15 protein-coding genes are annotated in these 16,871 nt (G+C 68.7%); 1 reads left to right on the plus strand and 14 read right to left on the minus strand.

Going from position 1 to position 16,871, the window contains the following annotated elements; all coding sequences use genetic code 11:
* Positions 1–239 precede the first annotated feature (239 nt).
* Positions 240–1,346, plus strand: a complete 1,107-nt coding sequence (locus ACFO60_RS38715) for an aldo/keto reductase (RefSeq protein WP_380851761.1) — start codon at positions 240–242, stop codon at positions 1,344–1,346.
* 82 nt (positions 1,347–1,428) lie between these two features.
* Here the strand turns inward: ACFO60_RS38715 and yjfF are convergent, their stop codons facing one another.
* The 14 genes from yjfF to ACFO60_RS38785 form a co-directional block, all read right to left on the minus strand.
* Complete coding sequence (gene yjfF, locus ACFO60_RS38720) at positions 1,429–2,472, minus strand: galactofuranose ABC transporter, permease protein YjfF (protein ID WP_380851764.1); 1,044 nt, start codon at positions 2,470–2,472, stop codon at positions 1,429–1,431.
* Entirely contained in the window at positions 2,469–3,524 is a 1,056-nt protein-coding gene (locus tag ACFO60_RS38725; protein ID WP_380851767.1) for an ABC transporter permease, read from the minus strand. Before ACFO60_RS38725 ends, yjfF begins: the two co-directional genes overlap by 4 nt.
* Complete coding sequence (locus ACFO60_RS38730; RefSeq protein ID WP_380851770.1) at positions 3,521–5,041, minus strand: sugar ABC transporter ATP-binding protein; 1,521 nt, start codon at positions 5,039–5,041, stop codon at positions 3,521–3,523. Before ACFO60_RS38730 ends, ACFO60_RS38725 begins: the two co-directional genes overlap by 4 nt.
* Positions 5,042–5,089: 48 nt before the next feature.
* Positions 5,090–6,085 (minus strand): ABC transporter substrate-binding protein, encoded by a 996-nt coding sequence (locus ACFO60_RS38735; RefSeq protein ID WP_380851773.1) that lies wholly within the window; start codon positions 6,083–6,085, stop codon positions 5,090–5,092.
* 84 nt (positions 6,086–6,169) lie between these two features.
* Complete coding sequence (locus tag ACFO60_RS38740; protein ID WP_380851776.1) at positions 6,170–6,445, minus strand: LacI family DNA-binding transcriptional regulator; 276 nt, start codon at positions 6,443–6,445, stop codon at positions 6,170–6,172.
* A 154-nt stretch (positions 6,446–6,599) separates the two neighbouring features.
* Positions 6,600–7,610 carry a LacI family DNA-binding transcriptional regulator gene (locus ACFO60_RS38745; RefSeq protein ID WP_380851779.1) on the minus strand — a complete coding sequence of 337 codons (1,011 nt, stop codon included), beginning with the start codon at positions 7,608–7,610 and terminating at the stop codon, positions 6,600–6,602.
* Between the two features lie 619 nt (positions 7,611–8,229).
* On the minus strand, positions 8,230–9,240 hold the full coding sequence (locus tag ACFO60_RS38750; protein ID WP_380851782.1) for a LacI family DNA-binding transcriptional regulator: 1,011 nt from the start codon (positions 9,238–9,240) through the stop codon (positions 8,230–8,232).
* 91 nt (positions 9,241–9,331) lie between these two features.
* Positions 9,332–11,017, minus strand: a complete 1,686-nt coding sequence (locus ACFO60_RS38755) for an amylo-alpha-1,6-glucosidase (RefSeq protein ID WP_380851785.1) — start codon at positions 11,015–11,017, stop codon at positions 9,332–9,334.
* Positions 11,018–11,043: 26 nt separating this feature from the next.
* Entirely contained in the window at positions 11,044–11,850 is an 807-nt protein-coding gene (locus ACFO60_RS38760) for a carbohydrate ABC transporter permease (protein ID WP_380851789.1), read from the minus strand.
* Positions 11,847–12,809: a carbohydrate ABC transporter permease gene (locus tag ACFO60_RS38765; protein WP_380851791.1), complete on the minus strand. Its 963-nt coding sequence runs from the start codon at positions 12,807–12,809 to the stop codon at positions 11,847–11,849. Before ACFO60_RS38765 ends, ACFO60_RS38760 begins: the two co-directional genes overlap by 4 nt.
* Positions 12,810–12,813: 4 nt before the next feature.
* Positions 12,814–14,061 carry a sugar ABC transporter substrate-binding protein gene (locus ACFO60_RS38770; protein WP_380851794.1) on the minus strand — a complete coding sequence of 416 codons (1,248 nt, stop codon included), beginning with the start codon at positions 14,059–14,061 and terminating at the stop codon, positions 12,814–12,816.
* Between the two features lie 360 nt (positions 14,062–14,421).
* Positions 14,422–15,447: a LacI family DNA-binding transcriptional regulator gene (locus ACFO60_RS38775; RefSeq protein WP_380851797.1), complete on the minus strand. Its 1,026-nt coding sequence runs from the start codon at positions 15,445–15,447 to the stop codon at positions 14,422–14,424.
* 199 nt (positions 15,448–15,646) lie between these two features.
* Positions 15,647–16,483 carry an SAM-dependent methyltransferase gene (locus ACFO60_RS38780; protein WP_380851800.1) on the minus strand — a complete coding sequence of 279 codons (837 nt, stop codon included), beginning with the start codon at positions 16,481–16,483 and terminating at the stop codon, positions 15,647–15,649.
* A 261-nt stretch (positions 16,484–16,744) separates the two neighbouring features.
* Positions 16,745–16,864: an RICIN domain-containing protein gene (locus tag ACFO60_RS38785; RefSeq protein ID WP_380851805.1), complete on the minus strand. Its 120-nt coding sequence runs from the start codon at positions 16,862–16,864 to the stop codon at positions 16,745–16,747.
* Positions 16,865–16,871 lie beyond the last annotated feature (7 nt).

Consider the following 16,871-nt stretch of genomic DNA (forward strand, 5'->3'; position numbering starts at 1 on the left):
CCGCGAATGACGTGGCGACCGGCGTTCGCGCCGGTCGCCGGTGCCGCCGTTCCCCTGTTCACCTGCGCGCGGATGCCACGCGCGCCCCACTTTGGACTTGACAGTCCACTTCTTTCCGCGCAAGCTGTGGACTGTACGGTTCATTCTCTGTCCGGAGGCATGCGAGCCCCGGCCGCTCACGAGGAGCCGAGAAGAGCCGGTCGATCGCGAAATCCGCATCCGAACGGAGTCACTTCCTCATGTCCTTGGACCACTACTACCTGCTCGGACGCTCGGGGCTGCGCGTCAGCCGCCTGGCGCTCGGCACGATGAACTTCGGCACCGGCGGCTTCCACGCCGCGTACGGCAAGACCGAGGACGAAGCGCGGCCCATCCTCCGCCGCTACCTCGAAGCGGGCGGGAACTTCGTCGACACCGCTGATTTCTACACCGCCGGCGAGAGCGAGACCATTCTCGGCAACCTCATCGCCGAGGCCAAGGTGCGCGACAGGGTGGTGCTCACCACCAAGTTCACCAACAGCGTCGACCCCGGAGATCCGAACGCCGGAGGCAACGGCCGCAAGCACATGATCCGCGCGGTCGAGGCATCCCTGCGCCGCCTGCGCACCGACTACATCGACCTGTTCCTGCTGCACACCTGGGACCGGATCACACCCCTCGAGGAGGTCGTGCGCACCTTCGACGACCTCACCAGGGCGGGAAAGATCCGCTACGCGGGGCTGTCCGACGTGCCCGCCTGGTACGCGGCGCGGGCCCAGACCTACGCCGAGGCCCACTCCCTCGTGCCGATGGTCAGCCTGCAACTGCCCTACTCCCTCATCGACCGGGCGATCGAGCAGGAGCACGTCCCGATGGGGGTGAACCTGGGGCTGGGCATCACCGCGTGGAGCCCGCTCGGCGGCGGTTTCCTCACCGGCAAGTACCGGCGGGCCGACCAGGGCCTGGCCGGGGAAGGACGGCTCAGTGGCACGGGCCCGGCCGTACAGTCGTGGACCGACCAGCAGTGGCGGCTCCTGGCGGCGCTGGAGAGCGTCGCGGGCAAGCTCGGCGTGTCGATGGCCCAGGTCGCGGTCAACTGGGTCGCCACCCAGCCCGGGGTCGCCTCGGCGATCGTCGGGGCGAGCAGCGCGGCCCAGCTGGACGCCAGCGTGACCGCGCTCGACTTCGAGCTGCCGGCCGAGCTGCGCGCCCAGCTCGACGAGGCGAGTTCCGTGCCGCCCTCGTCGGTCTACCGGATGTTCACGCCCGCCTACCAGGGCTGGCTGGTCAGCGCCGGCGTCAAGGTCTCGGACAAGCCGGACGAATACGCCCCGGCAGTGCGGAACTGGGCGCCGGACGAACAGTAGACGAAGCCCGGCGGGTCATTGGACCGCCGGTGTCTCCCGTGACCAGGTCAAGGGAGACACCGGCGTCGGTCCGGCGGGACCGTCAGGTCCTTCGGAGGAGCGCGGATGTGCGGAGGGCTATGTTCTGCCGAAGGAGCTTGGTCGCACGGCCGGCGCTGATCAGGCGCTGCAGCAGGATGAAGGCCAGCAGCAGCAGGCCGATGACGATGCGTGTCCACCAGGAGCTGAGCGTTCCCTCGAAGCTCAGAATCGTCTGGGTGAGACCGAGCACCAGGACGCCGAGCACGGTGCCCACCAGGTAGCCGGAACCGCCGGTGAGCACGGCGCCGCCGATGACGACGGCCGCGATGGCGTCCAGCTCCATGCCGACGGCTCGCGAGCCGTTCCCCGAGAGCATGTAGAACGACAGCAGGATGCCGCCCAGGGCGGAGCAGAGGCCGCTGATCGTGTACACCGCGATCTTCGTGCGCGCCACCGCGATGCCCATGAGCAACGCGGAGTTCTCGTCGCCTCCCACGGCGTACACCGACCGGCCCAGCCGCGTGTAGTGCAGGACGTATCCGGCGACGAGCACCACGACCGCCGCGATCACCACGCTCGGAGATATTCCCAGCTCAGGGCCCAGGTCGATGCGGGTCTGGGCCAACGCGGTGAACGTCGGGTCGGTGATGGAGATCGAGTCGGTGCCGATCGTGTAGCACAGGCCACGAGCCAGGAACATGCCGGCGAGGGTCACGATGAACGGCTGGATCTCGAAGTAGTGGATGATCGCGCCCATGGCGTAGCCGAGCACCGACCCCATCACCAGGACCAGGAGCATGACCGGCCAGGGGGACCATCCGTGGTCGGTCATGAGCGTCGCGGAGACCATCGTCGTCAGCGCCACCACCGAGCCCACCGACAGGTCGATGCCGCCGGACACGATGACGAAGGTCATGCCGACCGCGACGACGAGCAGGAACGCGTTGTCGATGAAGACGTTGAGTATGACCTGGCCGGTGGCGAAACTCTCGTAGCGGAACCCGCCGATGAGGAACATCGCGACGAACAGGCACGCGGTCACCGCGACCGGGACGTACTTCCGCGGGACACCGAAGTGCCGGGCCGGAACGGTCGTGGTGGTCATCGGTTCGTCACCGGCTCTCTGTCGCTCACGGGCACAGGCGTCTGCGTGACCGGCGGCCTCGGCCGCTTCCTGGCCACCCGCTTCCGGAACGCGGGCGACTGCAGGAGGCACACGATGGTGACCACCAGCGCCTTGAACAGCAGTGTCGTCTCGGGCGGCACGCCGATCGAGTAAATGGTGGTGGTGAGGGTCTGGATGATGAGCGCGCCCAGGATGGTGCCGCTGATCGAGAACCGGCCGCCGGCGAGCGACGTGCCGCCGATGACGACGGCGAGGATCGCGTCGAGTTCGATCCAGAGCCCGGCGTAGTTGCTGTCGGCGCTGGAGACGTTCGAGCTGATCATCAGCCCGGCGATGCCGGCGCACAGCGCGCAGAAGGTGTAGACGACGATGAGCACGCCGCGCGAGCGGATGCCCGAGAGCCGGCTGGCCTCGGCGTTGCCGCCGACGGCCTCGATGAACATGCCGAGCGCGAGCCGCCGGGTGAGGAAGGCGGTCAGCGCGACGAGCGCGACCACGATGAAGATGGAGAAGGGCAGCGTGAGCCAGTAGCCGCCGCCGATCAGCTTGTACGGCGAGCTGTTGATCGTGATGATCTGCCCGTCGGCGATGAGCTGGGCCAGGCCGCGGCCGGAGACCATCAGGATCAGCGTCGCGATGATCGGCTGTATGCCGACGCCGGCGACGAGGAACCCGTTCCACGCTCCGAGCGCCAAGCTGAGGACCAGCGTGATGCCCACGGCGATCAGCACCCCGCTGACGGAGTTCTGGTCGTCCAGATCGCTGATCTGCACGCAGGCCAGGGCTCCGGCGATCGCGACGATCGAGCCGACCGACAGGTCGATGCCCTTGGTGGCGATGACCAGCGTCATGCCGAGCGACACCAGGATCAGCGGCGTGCCGAACCGGAGGATGTCGATCAGGCTGCCGTACAGGTGGCCGTCCTTCACCTGGATGCGCAGGAAGTGATCGGTGAAGGCGACGTTGAGCGCCACCAGCCCGATGAGGATCACGACCGGCCAGAGCAACCGGCTCCGGAGAAACGCGCTCATGATGGTGCTCCGCTCGTGGCTCCGCTCGCGATCTTCTGCATGAGCGTGTCGGTGGTGAGCGCGTCGTTGTTGTCGAGCTGGGTGATCAGGGTGCGGTCACGCAGCACGCCGACCTTGTGACTGAGGCGCAGCACCTCCTCCAGTTCGGCGGAGATGAACAGTACGGCCATGCCGCCGTCGGACAGTTCGACGACCAGGCGCTGGATCTCGGCCTTGGCGCCGACGTCGATGCCGCGGGTCGGCTCGTCGAGGATGAGCAGCCGGGGCTCCATGATCAGCCAGCGGGCCAGCAGGACCTTCTGCTGGTTGCCGCCGCTGAGAGTGCGCACGGGCTGGTCGGGGTCGCCCTTGATGTTGAGCGCCGTGATGTACTTGCGCACCAGCTCGTTGATCTTGCGGGGAGAGATCGGCCGGCTCCAGCCGCGGTCGGCCTGCAGCGCCAGCACGATGTTCTCGCGCACGGTCAGCTCGTCGACCAGGCCCTCCTCCCGGCGGTTCTCCGAGCAGAAGGCGATCTTGTGGTTCATCGCCGCGCGCGGAGTGCGGAAGTTGACCTTCTTCCCGTCCATCTGCATCGTGCCGCCGCCCGGGTGGTCCGCGCCGAACAGCAGCCGGGCGATCTCGGTGCGGCCGGAGCCGAGCAGCCCCGCCAGCCCGAAGACCTCGCCCTTCCTGATGGTGAGCGAGAACGGGTTGATCGCCCCCGCCCGCCCGAGATCATGAGCCTCGATGAGCGGCTCGGTGGTCCGGGCGAGCGGTTTGCCCTCCAGCTTCTCCAGTTCGGCCAGCTCGCGGCCGATCATCTTGCCGACCAGTTCGACCTGCGGCAGTTCGCCGGTGAGGTACTCGCCCACGAGCCTGCCGTTGCGCAGGACGGTGATCCTGTCGGCGATCTCGTAGATCTGGTCGAGGAAGTGGGAGACGAACAGGATCGCTATGCCCTGTTCCTTGAGCCGGCGCATCACCCGGAAGAGCTGGGCGACCTCGTCGGCGTCGAGGCTGGAGGTCGGTTCGTCGAGGATGAGCACCTTGGCATCGATGTCCACCGCGCGAGCGATGGCGACCATCTGCTGGACGGCCAGCGAGCACGATGCCAGCGGTGCCGAAACGTCGACGTTGACGTCGAATCCTTCGAGCAGCTTGTCGGCCCTGCGGTAGACCTCCCGCCACCGGATCCGCCCGAACTTACGTGGTTCGCGCCCGACGAAGATGTTCTCCGCCACCGAGAGGTTCCCGCACAGGTTCACCTCTTGGTAGACGGTGCTGACGCCGGCCTGCTGAGCGGCGAGCGGTCCCGAGAATGCCACGGGGCTGCCGGCGAGCTCGATCTGGCCCTCGTCGACCGGATGCACGCCCGTCAGAACCTTGATCAGCGTCGACTTGCCGGCGCCGTTCTCTCCCATCAGGGCGTGCACCTCCCCAGGCAGCATCCGGAAGTCGACGCCGTCCAGGGCCCTGGCACCGGGGAACTGTTTGACGATCCCGCTCATCCGCACGATCGGCGCGGATTCGGCCATGCGGCTTTCCTTTCTCCGTCGGGCCTTCGAACCTCGCTATCTATCTACTCAGTACTGACGCGAGGAGAGGGCTTCCTTCGCCTGCTCCTGGGTGAAGGTGGTCTCCTGGGTGACCACGCGCTGCTCCACCGTCTCGCCGGCGACGACCTTCTTGGCAAGGTCCATGAGTTGCGGGCCAAGCAGCGGGGAGCACTCGACGATGTAGTTGATCTTTCCGTCGGCCAGCGCCTGCATGCCGTCCTTGACCGCGTCGATCGTGATGATCTTGATGTCCTTGCCCGGCACCTTGCCCGCGCCCTCGATCGCCTCGATCGCGCCCAGGCCCATGTCGTCGTTGTGCGCGAACAGCACGTCGATGTCGGCGTTGGACTTCAGGAAGGCCTCCATGACCTCCTTGCCCTTGGCGCGGGTGAAGTCACCGGTCTGCGAGGCGACGACCTTGAACTTGGGGTCGGCCTTGATGACGTCGGCGAAACCGGCCTTGCGGTCGTTGGCCGGCGCCGAGCCGGTCGTGCCCTGCAGCTCGACGATGTTCACATCGCCCTTTTCGTCCTTGTACTGGTCGACCAGCCACTGCCCGGCCTTCTTCCCCTCCTCGACGAAGTCGGAGCCGAGGAAGGTCTTGTAGAGGCTGGTGTCCGGAGAGTCCACGGCCCGGTCGGTGAGGATCACCGGGATCTTCGCGGTCTGCGCCTCCTTCAGCACGGTGTCCCAGCCCGACTCGACGACGGGCGAGAAGGCGATGACGTCCACCTTCTGCTGGATGAAGGAGCGGATGGCCTTGATCTGGTTCTCCTGCTTCTGCTGAGCGTCGGAGAACTTCAGCTCGACACCGGCGTTCTTCGCCGAGTCCTGGACGGACTTGGTGTTGGCCGTGCGCCAGCCGCTCTCAGCGCCTACCTGAGAGAAGCCCATGACGAGCTTGTCGCTGCCGCCGCCGGAGTCGCCGGTGGTGGCTCCGGTGGAGCCTCCACCTCCTCCGCACGCCGACATCGTCGCGGCGAGGGCGCCCATGAGAACAAGGGTGGAAATCCTTTTGAGCATGGCTGGGGGGTGTCCTTCCTGTGAGCGTTAACATGCAGACGCGAGGCGTCCTGGGCACTCGGCGATCACGGTTGCGCCGCCACCTTACGGCGACGGAGCGCGGCACGTCGCGATCTCGGCCCTCGATGTGCCGGCGGGACGAACAGCATGGCGTCGAAATCGATGACTCCCGCGGTTTGGGAGCGCTGATCGATAGGCGCGGACCGCCGTGTTGCGGCGGCGACCGAGCCACTCGATGGCGTCAATGCCTCGAGCACGCGTCTCATCATGCACGTTCGAGTGCGGGTTCAGGACGCACGAAACCATCTTCTGGGAGACGCCGGCGCTCCCGGCGACATCCGGCCGATGATCCGCTCCCACCGTTCCTCCTCGCAGCCACTGAGTAGAACTGTGAACGTTAACATCGGGAAGGTCAAGCGCATTCGCATTACAGAAGAGTTACAGGGAATCGCCTGGTTCTGTGTCACGATTATCCAGGGACGACCGCAGGCCGGATGACGGTTAGCGATAACACTCAGCGGACCGGCGCCGTGCTGTCGCGCAGCACCAGCTCCGGCTCCACGAGGCGCCGAAGGCCGGTGTTAGGACCGCCCATGCGGTGTAAAAGCAGACGAAATGCCTGCCTCCCGACCGCCCCGAAGTCCTGGCGGACCGTCGTCAGCGGAGGCCAGATGTAGGCCGCCTCCGGAATGTCGTCGAAGCCGACGACGCTCACGTCCTCGGGAACCGCGCGCCCCGCCTCGCGCAACGCTCTGAGCAGGCCGATGGCCATCGCGTCGTTGGCGGCGAACACCGCTGTCACGGCGGGGTCGCGCGCGAGCCGCCTGCCGTGCTCGTAGCCGGAATGGGCGCTCCAGTCGCCGATGAGCGGGTCGGGCGCCTCGCATCGCGCCGACCTCAGCGCGTCGAGCCGGCCGGCGGCGCGTTGGTTGGCGTCGACCCATGTCGGAGGGCCTGCGATGTGCCAGACCGTCTGGTGCCCCAAGCTGAGCAGATGCCGGACGGCACGAGACGCGCCGGCCCGGTGGTCGATCGCGGCCACGGGTATGGGACTTGCCAGCCCGCCGCCCACATCCACGACAGGGAAGTCGTCCGGCACGTTCCTGAGCCCCTCGGAAGGGCCCTCCAGCGGGGCGATGACGATGACCCCCTCCGCGGACCGCTGGCGCAGGTGACGCACGCTTTCGGCGACGGAGTCACGCGTGAACGAGTCGAGGCTGCAGACGACGATCAGGTACCCGTCGGCCCTGGCGGCCCGTTCGATGGCGTGCAGGGTCGACGTGGGCCCGTACAGCGTGGAATCGACGCCCACCACGCCGAGCACGCCCGACCTGCCGGTCACCAGGACCCGGGCGGCCGAGTTGGGGCGATAACCGAGTTCCTCCACGGCCGCCATGACCCGGGCGCGCGTTTCCGAGCGCACCTTCTCCGGATGATTCAGCACACGCGAGACGGTCATGGGCGACACCCCGGCGAGGGCCGCCACATCGCCCATGACCGTCCGGGATCGCGCGCCACGAGACATGTGATCAGTGTTTGCGCTAACGCATCCTCCGTCAAGCCATGTGGCTGATCAGCTGATATCGCTAACACGGGCGCGCGCCGGTGCCCACCCGAATGCGAAAAGGGGCCGCGGCTCTGATGAAGGACATGACGGCATGGCGGAATCGCCCGAATAACCGTCACCGGTGACGGCGATTATCCGGTGTCCGCGCGTGCCTGTGCGCCGCCGGGGCGATCGTCCGTGAGAAGACGACCGGGCCGCCGGCGGTGACGGTCACCGCGGCGTGGACGCCGCCCTTCCTATGGCCGCCCGTCGAATGCGAAGCCGGGGAGGGCGAGGCGCGTTCCGATTGTCTCCCGATTCGGGACGACAACGGTTGTTAACGTTAACAATCAGGACCTCAAATCACCTGCTCTTCTCCTCCGGCGAGAGGATCACACTCCATGCCGCAGATCTCCGTCAAGGGCCTCTCGCCGCCATCGCCGCCCCCGCCGCCGATGAACGTGCCGTCACCTGCTTCGACGAGGATCCGACGCGTCGCCCGGAACGGCGGGGCGATGAAACGTTCACCCGGATCCGCCGGCGACCGGGCGAGGGGGTACCCCGGCGAGGCGCCCCCGCGCTCTCGCGCGCCCGCAGGTCAGGGGGACGGCGGGGCGGTGCTGGCGCGCAGGGAGATGGGCGGCCTGAGCAGGACATGACGTGCCGGGGCGGCGGGCGCGGAGATCCGCTCGGCGAGCAGTTCGACGGCGCGATCGGCCATCTCCTCGACGGGGACGTCGGCGGCGGTCAGCGGCGGGTGGAACTCCTCGGCCCAGTGCCGCCCGACCACGCCGGTGACGGAGAAGAGCGCGGGTACCGCGCGGCCCAGGCGGCGCAGGGCACGTTCCACGCCGGGCAGGGCCGCCTCGTTGACGGTGACGATGCCGGTGATCTCCGGCCGTGCGGCGAGGAGGTCTTCGACGCGGTTCTGCCCGGCCGTCGCATCGTCGGGGCAGCAGACCGTCGTCGCGTCGAGCGATCGCGCGGCCGTGGCCGCGGTGAAACCGGCCAGCGCCCGGCTGGCGGGGCCGTAGCCGGAGTCCAGGAACTCCCTCGGCCGGTTGAGGAGCGCGATCACGCGATGGCCGAGGTCGGCCAGATGGTGCACGCAGCCCGCGGCGAGCCCTTCATAGTCCAGATCGACCCAGGAGCCCGCCTCGGCGCCCACGGTGTGGCCGATGGACACGAACGGCACGCCGGAATCGCGCAGTCTCGCGGCCCGTGCGTCACGGAGCCGGATCTCCGTCAGGATCACGCCGTCGACACGGCGGCCCTCGATGATCCGTTCGAAGGAGCGGTCGTGCTCGCCGCCGCTGGGCGAGAGCAGCACGTCCAGCTCGTGGCGCCCGGCCGCGGCCACGATGCCGGCGACGAAGCCGAGCTGGATGGGGGTCAGCCGCCGTCCCGCGGGCGGGATGACCAGGCCGATCGTGCGGGTGCGCCCCTCGGCCAGAGCGCGGGCGCTCGCGTTGGGGCGGTAGCCCGCCTCGTCGATGACCCGCAGGATGCGGCGGCGGGTCACCTCGGAGACCGCGCGCTTGCCGCTGAGGGCGTACGAGACGGTGCTTCGCGACACGCCCGCCCGCCTGGCGATCTCCCCGATGTTCACCCAGCCCCCCGTGCTGCCGGCCGGTCGCGCGCTGAGCCGCACGCTGATCGAACCGATTCGACAGAAGGCTAGGACGCGGTGACGCGCCCTGTCAAAGCCGCCGCCGTTCGTGCTCGGCGGCGAGGATGAGGTAGGCGCTGGCCGTCCAGGTGTAGGCGCGGTCGCGGAGACCCTCGCCGGTGCGCGCGTCGAAGTTCTCCGCGAAGCCGGACTTCTCGCACAACGCCCGGAAGCGCGCGCTGATCTCATCGGCGAGCCCGACGCATCCGGCACGCCGCAGGCCGTCCTCGATGAGGACGGTCGAGGGCGCCCAGATGGGCCCGCGCCAGTAGCCGTCGTCCTGGTAGTGCGGCGAGGTGGGCGCCTCCGTCGCCAGTCCGAACGCGGTCAGGTGCCTTTCGATGCGGGTGGCGAGCGCCTCCCGGATCGGCGCGGGCAGTTCCTCCCCCAGCACGATCGGCATGAGGTCGAGCAGGCTGGAGCTGGACCAGGTCCGTCCGGAGTGCGCGCCGCGGGCGACGAACCGTGCGCCGTCCCACAGTTCGGCGAGCAGCGCGTCGCGCATCCGGTCCGCGGCCTGGGACCAGTCGCCCGCCGCCTCCGGCGTGCCGACCTCGGTCGCCAGGCGGGCGAGTTCGCGCATCTGCAGGACGAGGAAGGCGGCAAGGTCGGCGGTCTCGACGAGGCGTTCGGGGTCGAAGGTGGTGGCGTTGTCCCAGCCGCTGTCGTTGCCGTGCTGGTAGTGCGGCAGCTCCCGGCCGTGCGCGCGCCGGGCGTCCAGCCAGAAGCGCGTCCAGCGTTCCAGCAGCCGGTACGTCCCGGCCAGATCATCGTCGGCGAGCGGGCGCAGCCGCCGCAGTGCCCAGCCGTGGATGGGCGGTTTGACGAAGTTGTAGAGGATCTCGGAGTGCGTGACGGAGTCCGGCAGCGCGCCCGCGGCGTCCTGGTGGTCGAACACCACCTGGAACTGGTCCCACGCCAGGTCCGGCAGGCCGTCCGCGAGGGCGATGGAGTTGAAGCAGTGGTCCCAGCTCCACACCTTGTCCATCCAGTGCTTGGACATCAGCACCGCGGGACGGGTGAGGAATCCGGCCGGCCGCACGGTGGCCGACCACAGCACGTACGCGGCCAGCTCCGCGGCGGGCGTCCGGTCGCTGCGCCAGGGCGCGACCGCCGCGGTGAACGCGTCGAACTCGGCCCGGGCCGCCTTCACCACCTGGTCGAACGGGACCTCACTGGCATAGGGGGCGCGGGCGGTCTCGTACTCCTCCACGGCGATCTCCCAGGGCTCGTCCCCGGGCAGGTCGAGGCCGCGCTCGGCCGTGCCGAGCGCCTGGGCGCCGATCGGCTCGGCCCGCCCGGACAGCAGGCTGACGCGGTAGCGGCGCCCGGTCTGGTAGACGGTGAAGACCGACGATCCGTCCACCGGGTCCTGGTAGAAGTACGGGCCGCTGAACGGGGTCAGCACGGGGTCGGCGGCCAGCAGGCGCAGCCCGAGGCCCGAGCCGCGCAGCCGTACGGTGTCGGCGGTCTCGTAGGCGAGGTCGATCCGGCCGTCGTCGCCGCTCCAGGTGAGCTGGTGCGGGGTGGCGGTCACGACGGTGTCGGCGGTGGGGACCAGTCGCAGGATCGGGTGCATGCCGGTCTGGTGCGAGACCAGATGCACGTCCTGGGCGTAGGTCTTCTCGGCCACCACAGGGGAGAAGGCGAACCAAGATCCGCGGTGGCTGAACGGGATCTCCCGCAGAGAGAACACCGGGCCCGAGGCGGCGGTCATGAAATGAGAGTCCCTTCTCCGAAAGGTCAGTCTTTGACGGCGCCTGCGGTGACGCCGGCGGCGACATAACGCTGGGCGACGATGAGCAGCAGCGTGGCGGGGATGGAGGCGATCACGGCGGTGGCCATGATGGCGTTCCACTCCTGGTTGTTGTTGCCGATGTAGTGGTAGATGCCGAGCGTGATGGGCTGGTGGTTGCCGCCGCCGTCCAGGGTGCTGGCGAAGATGAAGTCCGACCACGCCCACAGGAACGCGAACAGCGACACCGTGATGATCGAGTTGCGGCTCACCGGCAGCACGATGGACCAGAAGGTGCGCACCGTCCCTGCCCCGTCGGTGCGGGCGGCCTGCAGGAGTTCGTCGGGGATGCCCGACATGAACGCCGTGAAGATCAGCGCCGCGAACGGCACCGCGAGGGTGGAGTCGGCCACGATCAGTCCGGGCACGGTGTTGAGCGTGCCGGTGTTGAGGAAGATGGCGTAGAAGCCCATCGCCATGATGATCCCGGGGATCATCTGGGCGACCAGCAGCACGAAACTCAGCGCCCGGCCGCCGCGGGGGCGCAGCTTGGCCAGCGAGTATCCCGCGGGCGCCGCGATCAGCAGGGTCAGGGCGACCGTGCCCAGCCCGACGACGAAGCTGATGCCCAGATAGGGGAGCTGCTGGTCCAGCACCGTGCGATAGCCCTCCAGGGTTCCGTTGAAGGGGAACCAGTTGGGCGGGCTCTTGCGCATGTCCTGTTCGCGGGTGAACGACACGTTGATCATCCAGTAGACCGGGAACAGCATCACCGCCGTCAGCACCAGCCCGACGGCGGTCTTCCAGTACCTCATGAGAGGCCCTGCCTTCGCTGTGCGCGGATGTAGATCAGGCCGAAGACGAGCGCCGTCACGATCAGCAGGTTGCCCACGGCCGCTCCGGGCCCGAAGGAGGGCACCAGGTTGCCGAATCCCAGCCGGTAGGACCAGGTGGCGAAGGTGGTGGAGGAGCCGCTCGGGCCGCCCTTGGTCATGATCCAGATGATGTCGAACACCTTCAGCGTGTAGACCAGCCCGAGCAGCAGCGTGATCGCCGAGACCGGACGCAGCAGCGGGAAGGTGATACTCCAGAACCGCTGCCGGCCGTTCGCGCCGTCCAGCGCGGCGGCCTCGTACACGTCCGGGCTGATGGCTCGCAGGCCGGAGTACAGCACCACGAGGTTGAACGGGATGCCGATCCAGATGTTGGCGATGGTCACCGACCACAACGACCAGTCCGGGGACGTCAGCCAGTTCACCGGACCGAGGCCGAGAGCCCTGAGCGCGGCGTTCACCACGCCGGAGTCGCTGTTGAGCATCCACGACCAGGTGGAGGCCGACACGATCAGCGGGAGCAGCCATGGCACCAGGAACAGCGCCCGCAAGGTGGCCGACAGCCGGAAGTTCTTGGCGAAGAACACCGCGAGTGCGAGCCCTATGGCGAACTGGAAGGCCAGCGACACCAGGGTGAACACCGCCGTGTGCCACAGCGCGGGACCGAAGGCCGGATCGCCGAGGACCTTGACGTAGTTGGCGAACCCGGTGAAGGGAGCGTCGCCTTGCACGAAGGAGCGCACGGTGTAGTTGCGCAGGCTCAGCTCGATGTTGCGGAACAGCGGGTAGGCGTAGAAGACGACCAGATAGATCACGATCGGGGCGAGGAACCCCCACGCCGCCCATCGCCCCGACCCGGTGCGTGCCGAACGATGACCGCGTCTCGCTTCGACGAGAGGGCCACGGGCGGCACGCACCGGCTTTCGCACGATTTCACTCATCGCTTCACTGAATGGCGCTAGCCGCCGCTGCCTGCGCGTCGGTCATCGCCGCCTGCGGGTTCTTGGACCCGCTCAGCGCCGCCTGCACCGCGCCCCACATCGGCTCGGAGATCTTCGGATACTTGGTGCCCAGGTCGTCGCCGGTGCGGCCCTTGGCGGCCTTGACCGCCTCCACCCACACCTTGAGCTCAGGGTTCTTGGCGACCTGCTCGCCCTGCACCTGCTCGGTCGGCGCGACGTAGGACAGCGTCGTCGTCGTGGCGAGGGAGTTGCCGGTGTTGGTCAGGCACGTCACCAGCTTCTGGGAGGTGGCGTAGCGGGCGGTGTCCTTCTGCACCGGGATGCTGACGAACTCACCTCCGGTCGGCGCCGGCGCCGTCCCGCCGCCCTTGGCGGGAATGGGGATGATGCCGTAGTCGAAGCCGGCCTTCTTGGCGTTGGCCAGCTGCCAGGTGCCGTTCTCCGCGAAGGCGTAGTCACCGCCGGCGAACTCCTGCCAGCTGGTGGTCTGGGTGTTGTTGATGACCGAGTTGGGGGCGTAGCCCTTCTTCAGCCAGTCGGTCCACAACGCCACCGCCGAGACCCCCTCCGGGGAGTCCAGTTTGGTGAGCTGAGCGCCCGATCCCCAGAACCAGGGCAGGAACTGGAAGCTGCCCTCCTCGGTGCCGATCGCGGAGAAGGTGATGCCCTTCTTGCCCGCCGCCTTCACCTTCTCCAGCGCCGCCGTCAGCGACGCCCAGTCCTTGACCGAGGCGATGTTCACCGCGGCCTTCTTCAGCACCGCCTTGTTGTAGTACAAGGCCAGGGTGTTGGCCCCGATCGGGACACCGTAGGTCTTGCCGCCGCTCTGCCCGGCGGCCAGCAGGTTCGGCGCGATGGCCGATATGTCGAGCTTGTTCTCCTCCGTCGTCGTCAGGACCCCGGCGTCGGCCAGCGTGGACACCACGGGGTTGTCCACGATGAGCACGTCGGGAGAGTTGCCCTGCTGCGCGGCCAGCAGTGCCTTGTTCGTCAGGTCGCTGGTGTCGTAGCCGGTTCGCTCGACCTTCACTCCGGCCTGGGTGCCGCACGTGTCGAGCAGCTTCACCCACTCGGAGCTCTTGTCGTACTGCGGGTACGGATCCCAGATGGTGTAGGCGCCGCCACCGGCGGCCTGGCTCGTGCTCGCCGTACCGGCTTCGCCGCCGGACGACGATGAGCATCCGGCCAGGCCGCCCGCGGCCGTCAGGACCGCCAGACTCAGACCGGCCACACGCCGGCTCGTTGCCGCTGATCCCATGGTGTTGACCTCCGCTAACAAGTGTTACGCGGCTATTTCCGATCGATGTCGAACCGATTCGCCGAATCGGTTCGACTGAACATAGGCGTCCGTGTCACGGGAGTCAATGGGGAAGACGGCCGCCGAACCCCGAATGAGATGCCGCGACAGGCCGTCACGGCCCGGCGGCCGCTGACCGCCACCGGGGGCGCGCCACCGGCCGCAGGGCGCGGCGGCGTCCTGCCGGGCCGGCCGGAGGCGTCGCGCGGGTCCGGTCGTCGGGAGAGCGGGTCGCGGGCACGCGCGGGTGCGGTCGTCAGGAGAGCGGGTCGCGGGCACGCGCGGGTGCGGTCGTCAGGAGAGCGGGTCGCGGGCACGCGCGGGTCCGGTCGTCCCACGGAGGGAGATGGGCGGGGCGACCAGGAGGTGGCGGTGCGTGGTGTCGGGGTCGGCGATGCGCTGGATGAGCATCTCGACGGCATGGGCGCCGAGCTCATCGGTGGGCACGTCGGCCGCGGTGAGAGGCGGGTGCAGGTTCTCGGCCCAGTGCTGGGCCGAGACGCCGGCGATGGAGAAGTCGTCGGGCACGGTCAGGCCCGCCTCGGACAGCGCGCGGTACATGCCGGGGATGGCGGCCTCGTTGATGGTGGCGATGGCGGTCAGGCCGGGATGCTCGTCGAGCAGTCGCTCGACGCAGGCCACCCCCGACTGGGCGTCGTCGGCGCAGCACGTCTGCACGCCTTCCAGGTGCCGTTCGGCCACCGTGTGCAGGAAGCCGGCCTGGGCGCGGTGGCCAGGGCCGTATCCGGACGCCACCAGCTCCGCGGAGCGGTTCACCAAGGCGATGCGACGATGGCCCAGGTCGGCCAGGTGGTGCACGCACCTGGAGATCAACATCTCGTAGTCGACGTCCACCCAGGACATCTCCTCGGGGCGACCGGTGCGGCCGATGCCGACGAACGGCAGCCCGGTCTGCCGCAGGCGGGTGACGCGGTCGTCCTCCAGCCGGATCTCCATGACGATGACGCCGTCCACGCGCCTGCCGGCGACCACGCGCTCGAACGAACGGTCATGCTCGCCCCCCGACGGCGAGAGCAGGACGTCCAGGTCGACGCGCGCGGCGGCGTCGACGACGCTGGCGACGAAGCCGAGCTGCAGGTCGGTCAGGCGCCGGCTGGCCGGCGGGATGACCAGGCCGATGGTGCGGGTCCTGCCTTCCTTGAGCGCCCTGGCGACGGCGTTGGGACGGTAGCCCAGCTCGTCGATGACCGCCTGGATGCGCTGCCGCGTCTCTTTCGACACCGGGCGTTTGCCGCTCAAGGCGTACGAGACGGTGCTGCGCGACACACCCGACCGTCTGGCGATCTCCCCGATATCCACCGGCGCTCCTCAGCTGATCCGACCGACACGCACATCGTAGGTCGAACCGGCCACGCGCAAGCGGGGCCCTGGCAATGGAGGCTCCGGCTACGGCGGCGTTCTCGCCGAGCCCCGTCGATCGGCGGCACACCCGCCGTTCGTCCTCGGGCGGGCGCCGGCCCGCCGGGGACGCGGGCCCTGAACGCCCGCGGCGGCGATCTCAGGGCTTGACGGCGACGCCGCCGTACGCCCAGGCATGACCGTCACCCGGGATCTGATCCTGCAGGTGGTCCGGCCGCCATCGCACCACCTCGACGAGTCCGGGATCGACCATCTGCCAGCCGTCGAAGAACCGCTCGACCTGGGCGAACGGGCGGGGCACCATCGGCGCGGTGCTCTTGTCGTAAGGCTTGGTGAAGTCGTCCTGCCGTACCTGCGGGGCGAAGTCGAGGGTGATGTGCGACAGCAGCAGATGGCTGCCCGACGGCGCGGCGGCCTTGAACCGCTCGACCACTCCGTAGGGGTCCTCGCCGTCGGTGATGAAGTGCATGACGCCGACCAGGACGATGGCCAGCGGACGGCTGAAGTCGATCACTTCCTGGACGGCGGGGTCGGAGAGGATCGCCTCCGGCTCCCGCAGGTCGGCCTCGATCACCGTGGTCATCCCGGTCGGGCTGCCGGTCAGCAGGGCGCGGCCGTGGATCAGGACGATGGGGTCGTTGTCCACGTAGACCACCCGGGCCTTGGGGTCGGCCTTCTGGGCGACCTCGTGGGTGTTGCCCTGGGTGGGGATGCCGGTGCCGATGTCGAGGAACTGCGAGATGCCCGCCTCGGCGGCGAGGTAGCGCACCGCCCGGCTGAGGAAGGCACGGTGGGCGCGGACGCCCTCACGCGTGCCCGGCGAGAGCTTGACGAGGTGCTCGGCCGCCTCACGGTCGGCCGCGTAGTTGTCCTTGCCGCCCAGAAGATAGTCGTATATCCGGGCCGGGTGCGCGACCGAGGTGTTGATCCGGGTCAAGGCCGCGCCGGCCGGTGGGGGCACCGTTGAGTCTGGCATCCCTGCTCCTCACCATTTTCACGTTTCATTGTTCCTCCTTCTCGATCGCCGTCGCAGGATGGCCGGACGCGGCCGGGCGGAGGTGGGAGCGTGCCGCGCGAGAAAAGAGTCGAAGACATGATATGTCTCACCTCTCACTTTCGCCGCGAAAGGCGAAATCGCGGAGAAAGCCAGCAGAACGGGCCTGCCTCGGGAATGGACCCAGGGGCGATCTCGCAGGCCGGGGGCGGTCGCCCGCCCCCGGCGAAGACGTCTCGTATGTCAGGTGCGGGTCCAGCGCTGGTTGGCGCCGCCGTTGCAGGACCAGATGGCGAGTTTGGTGCCGTTGGCGGTGGCGCTGTTGGGCACGTCCAGGCACTTGTTCGCCCCGACGGCGGTGATGGTGCCG

It is taken from the genome of Sphaerisporangium dianthi (assembly GCF_042654065.1).
Classification (GTDB): Bacteria; Actinomycetota; Actinomycetes; order Streptosporangiales; family Streptosporangiaceae; genus Sphaerisporangium; species Sphaerisporangium dianthi.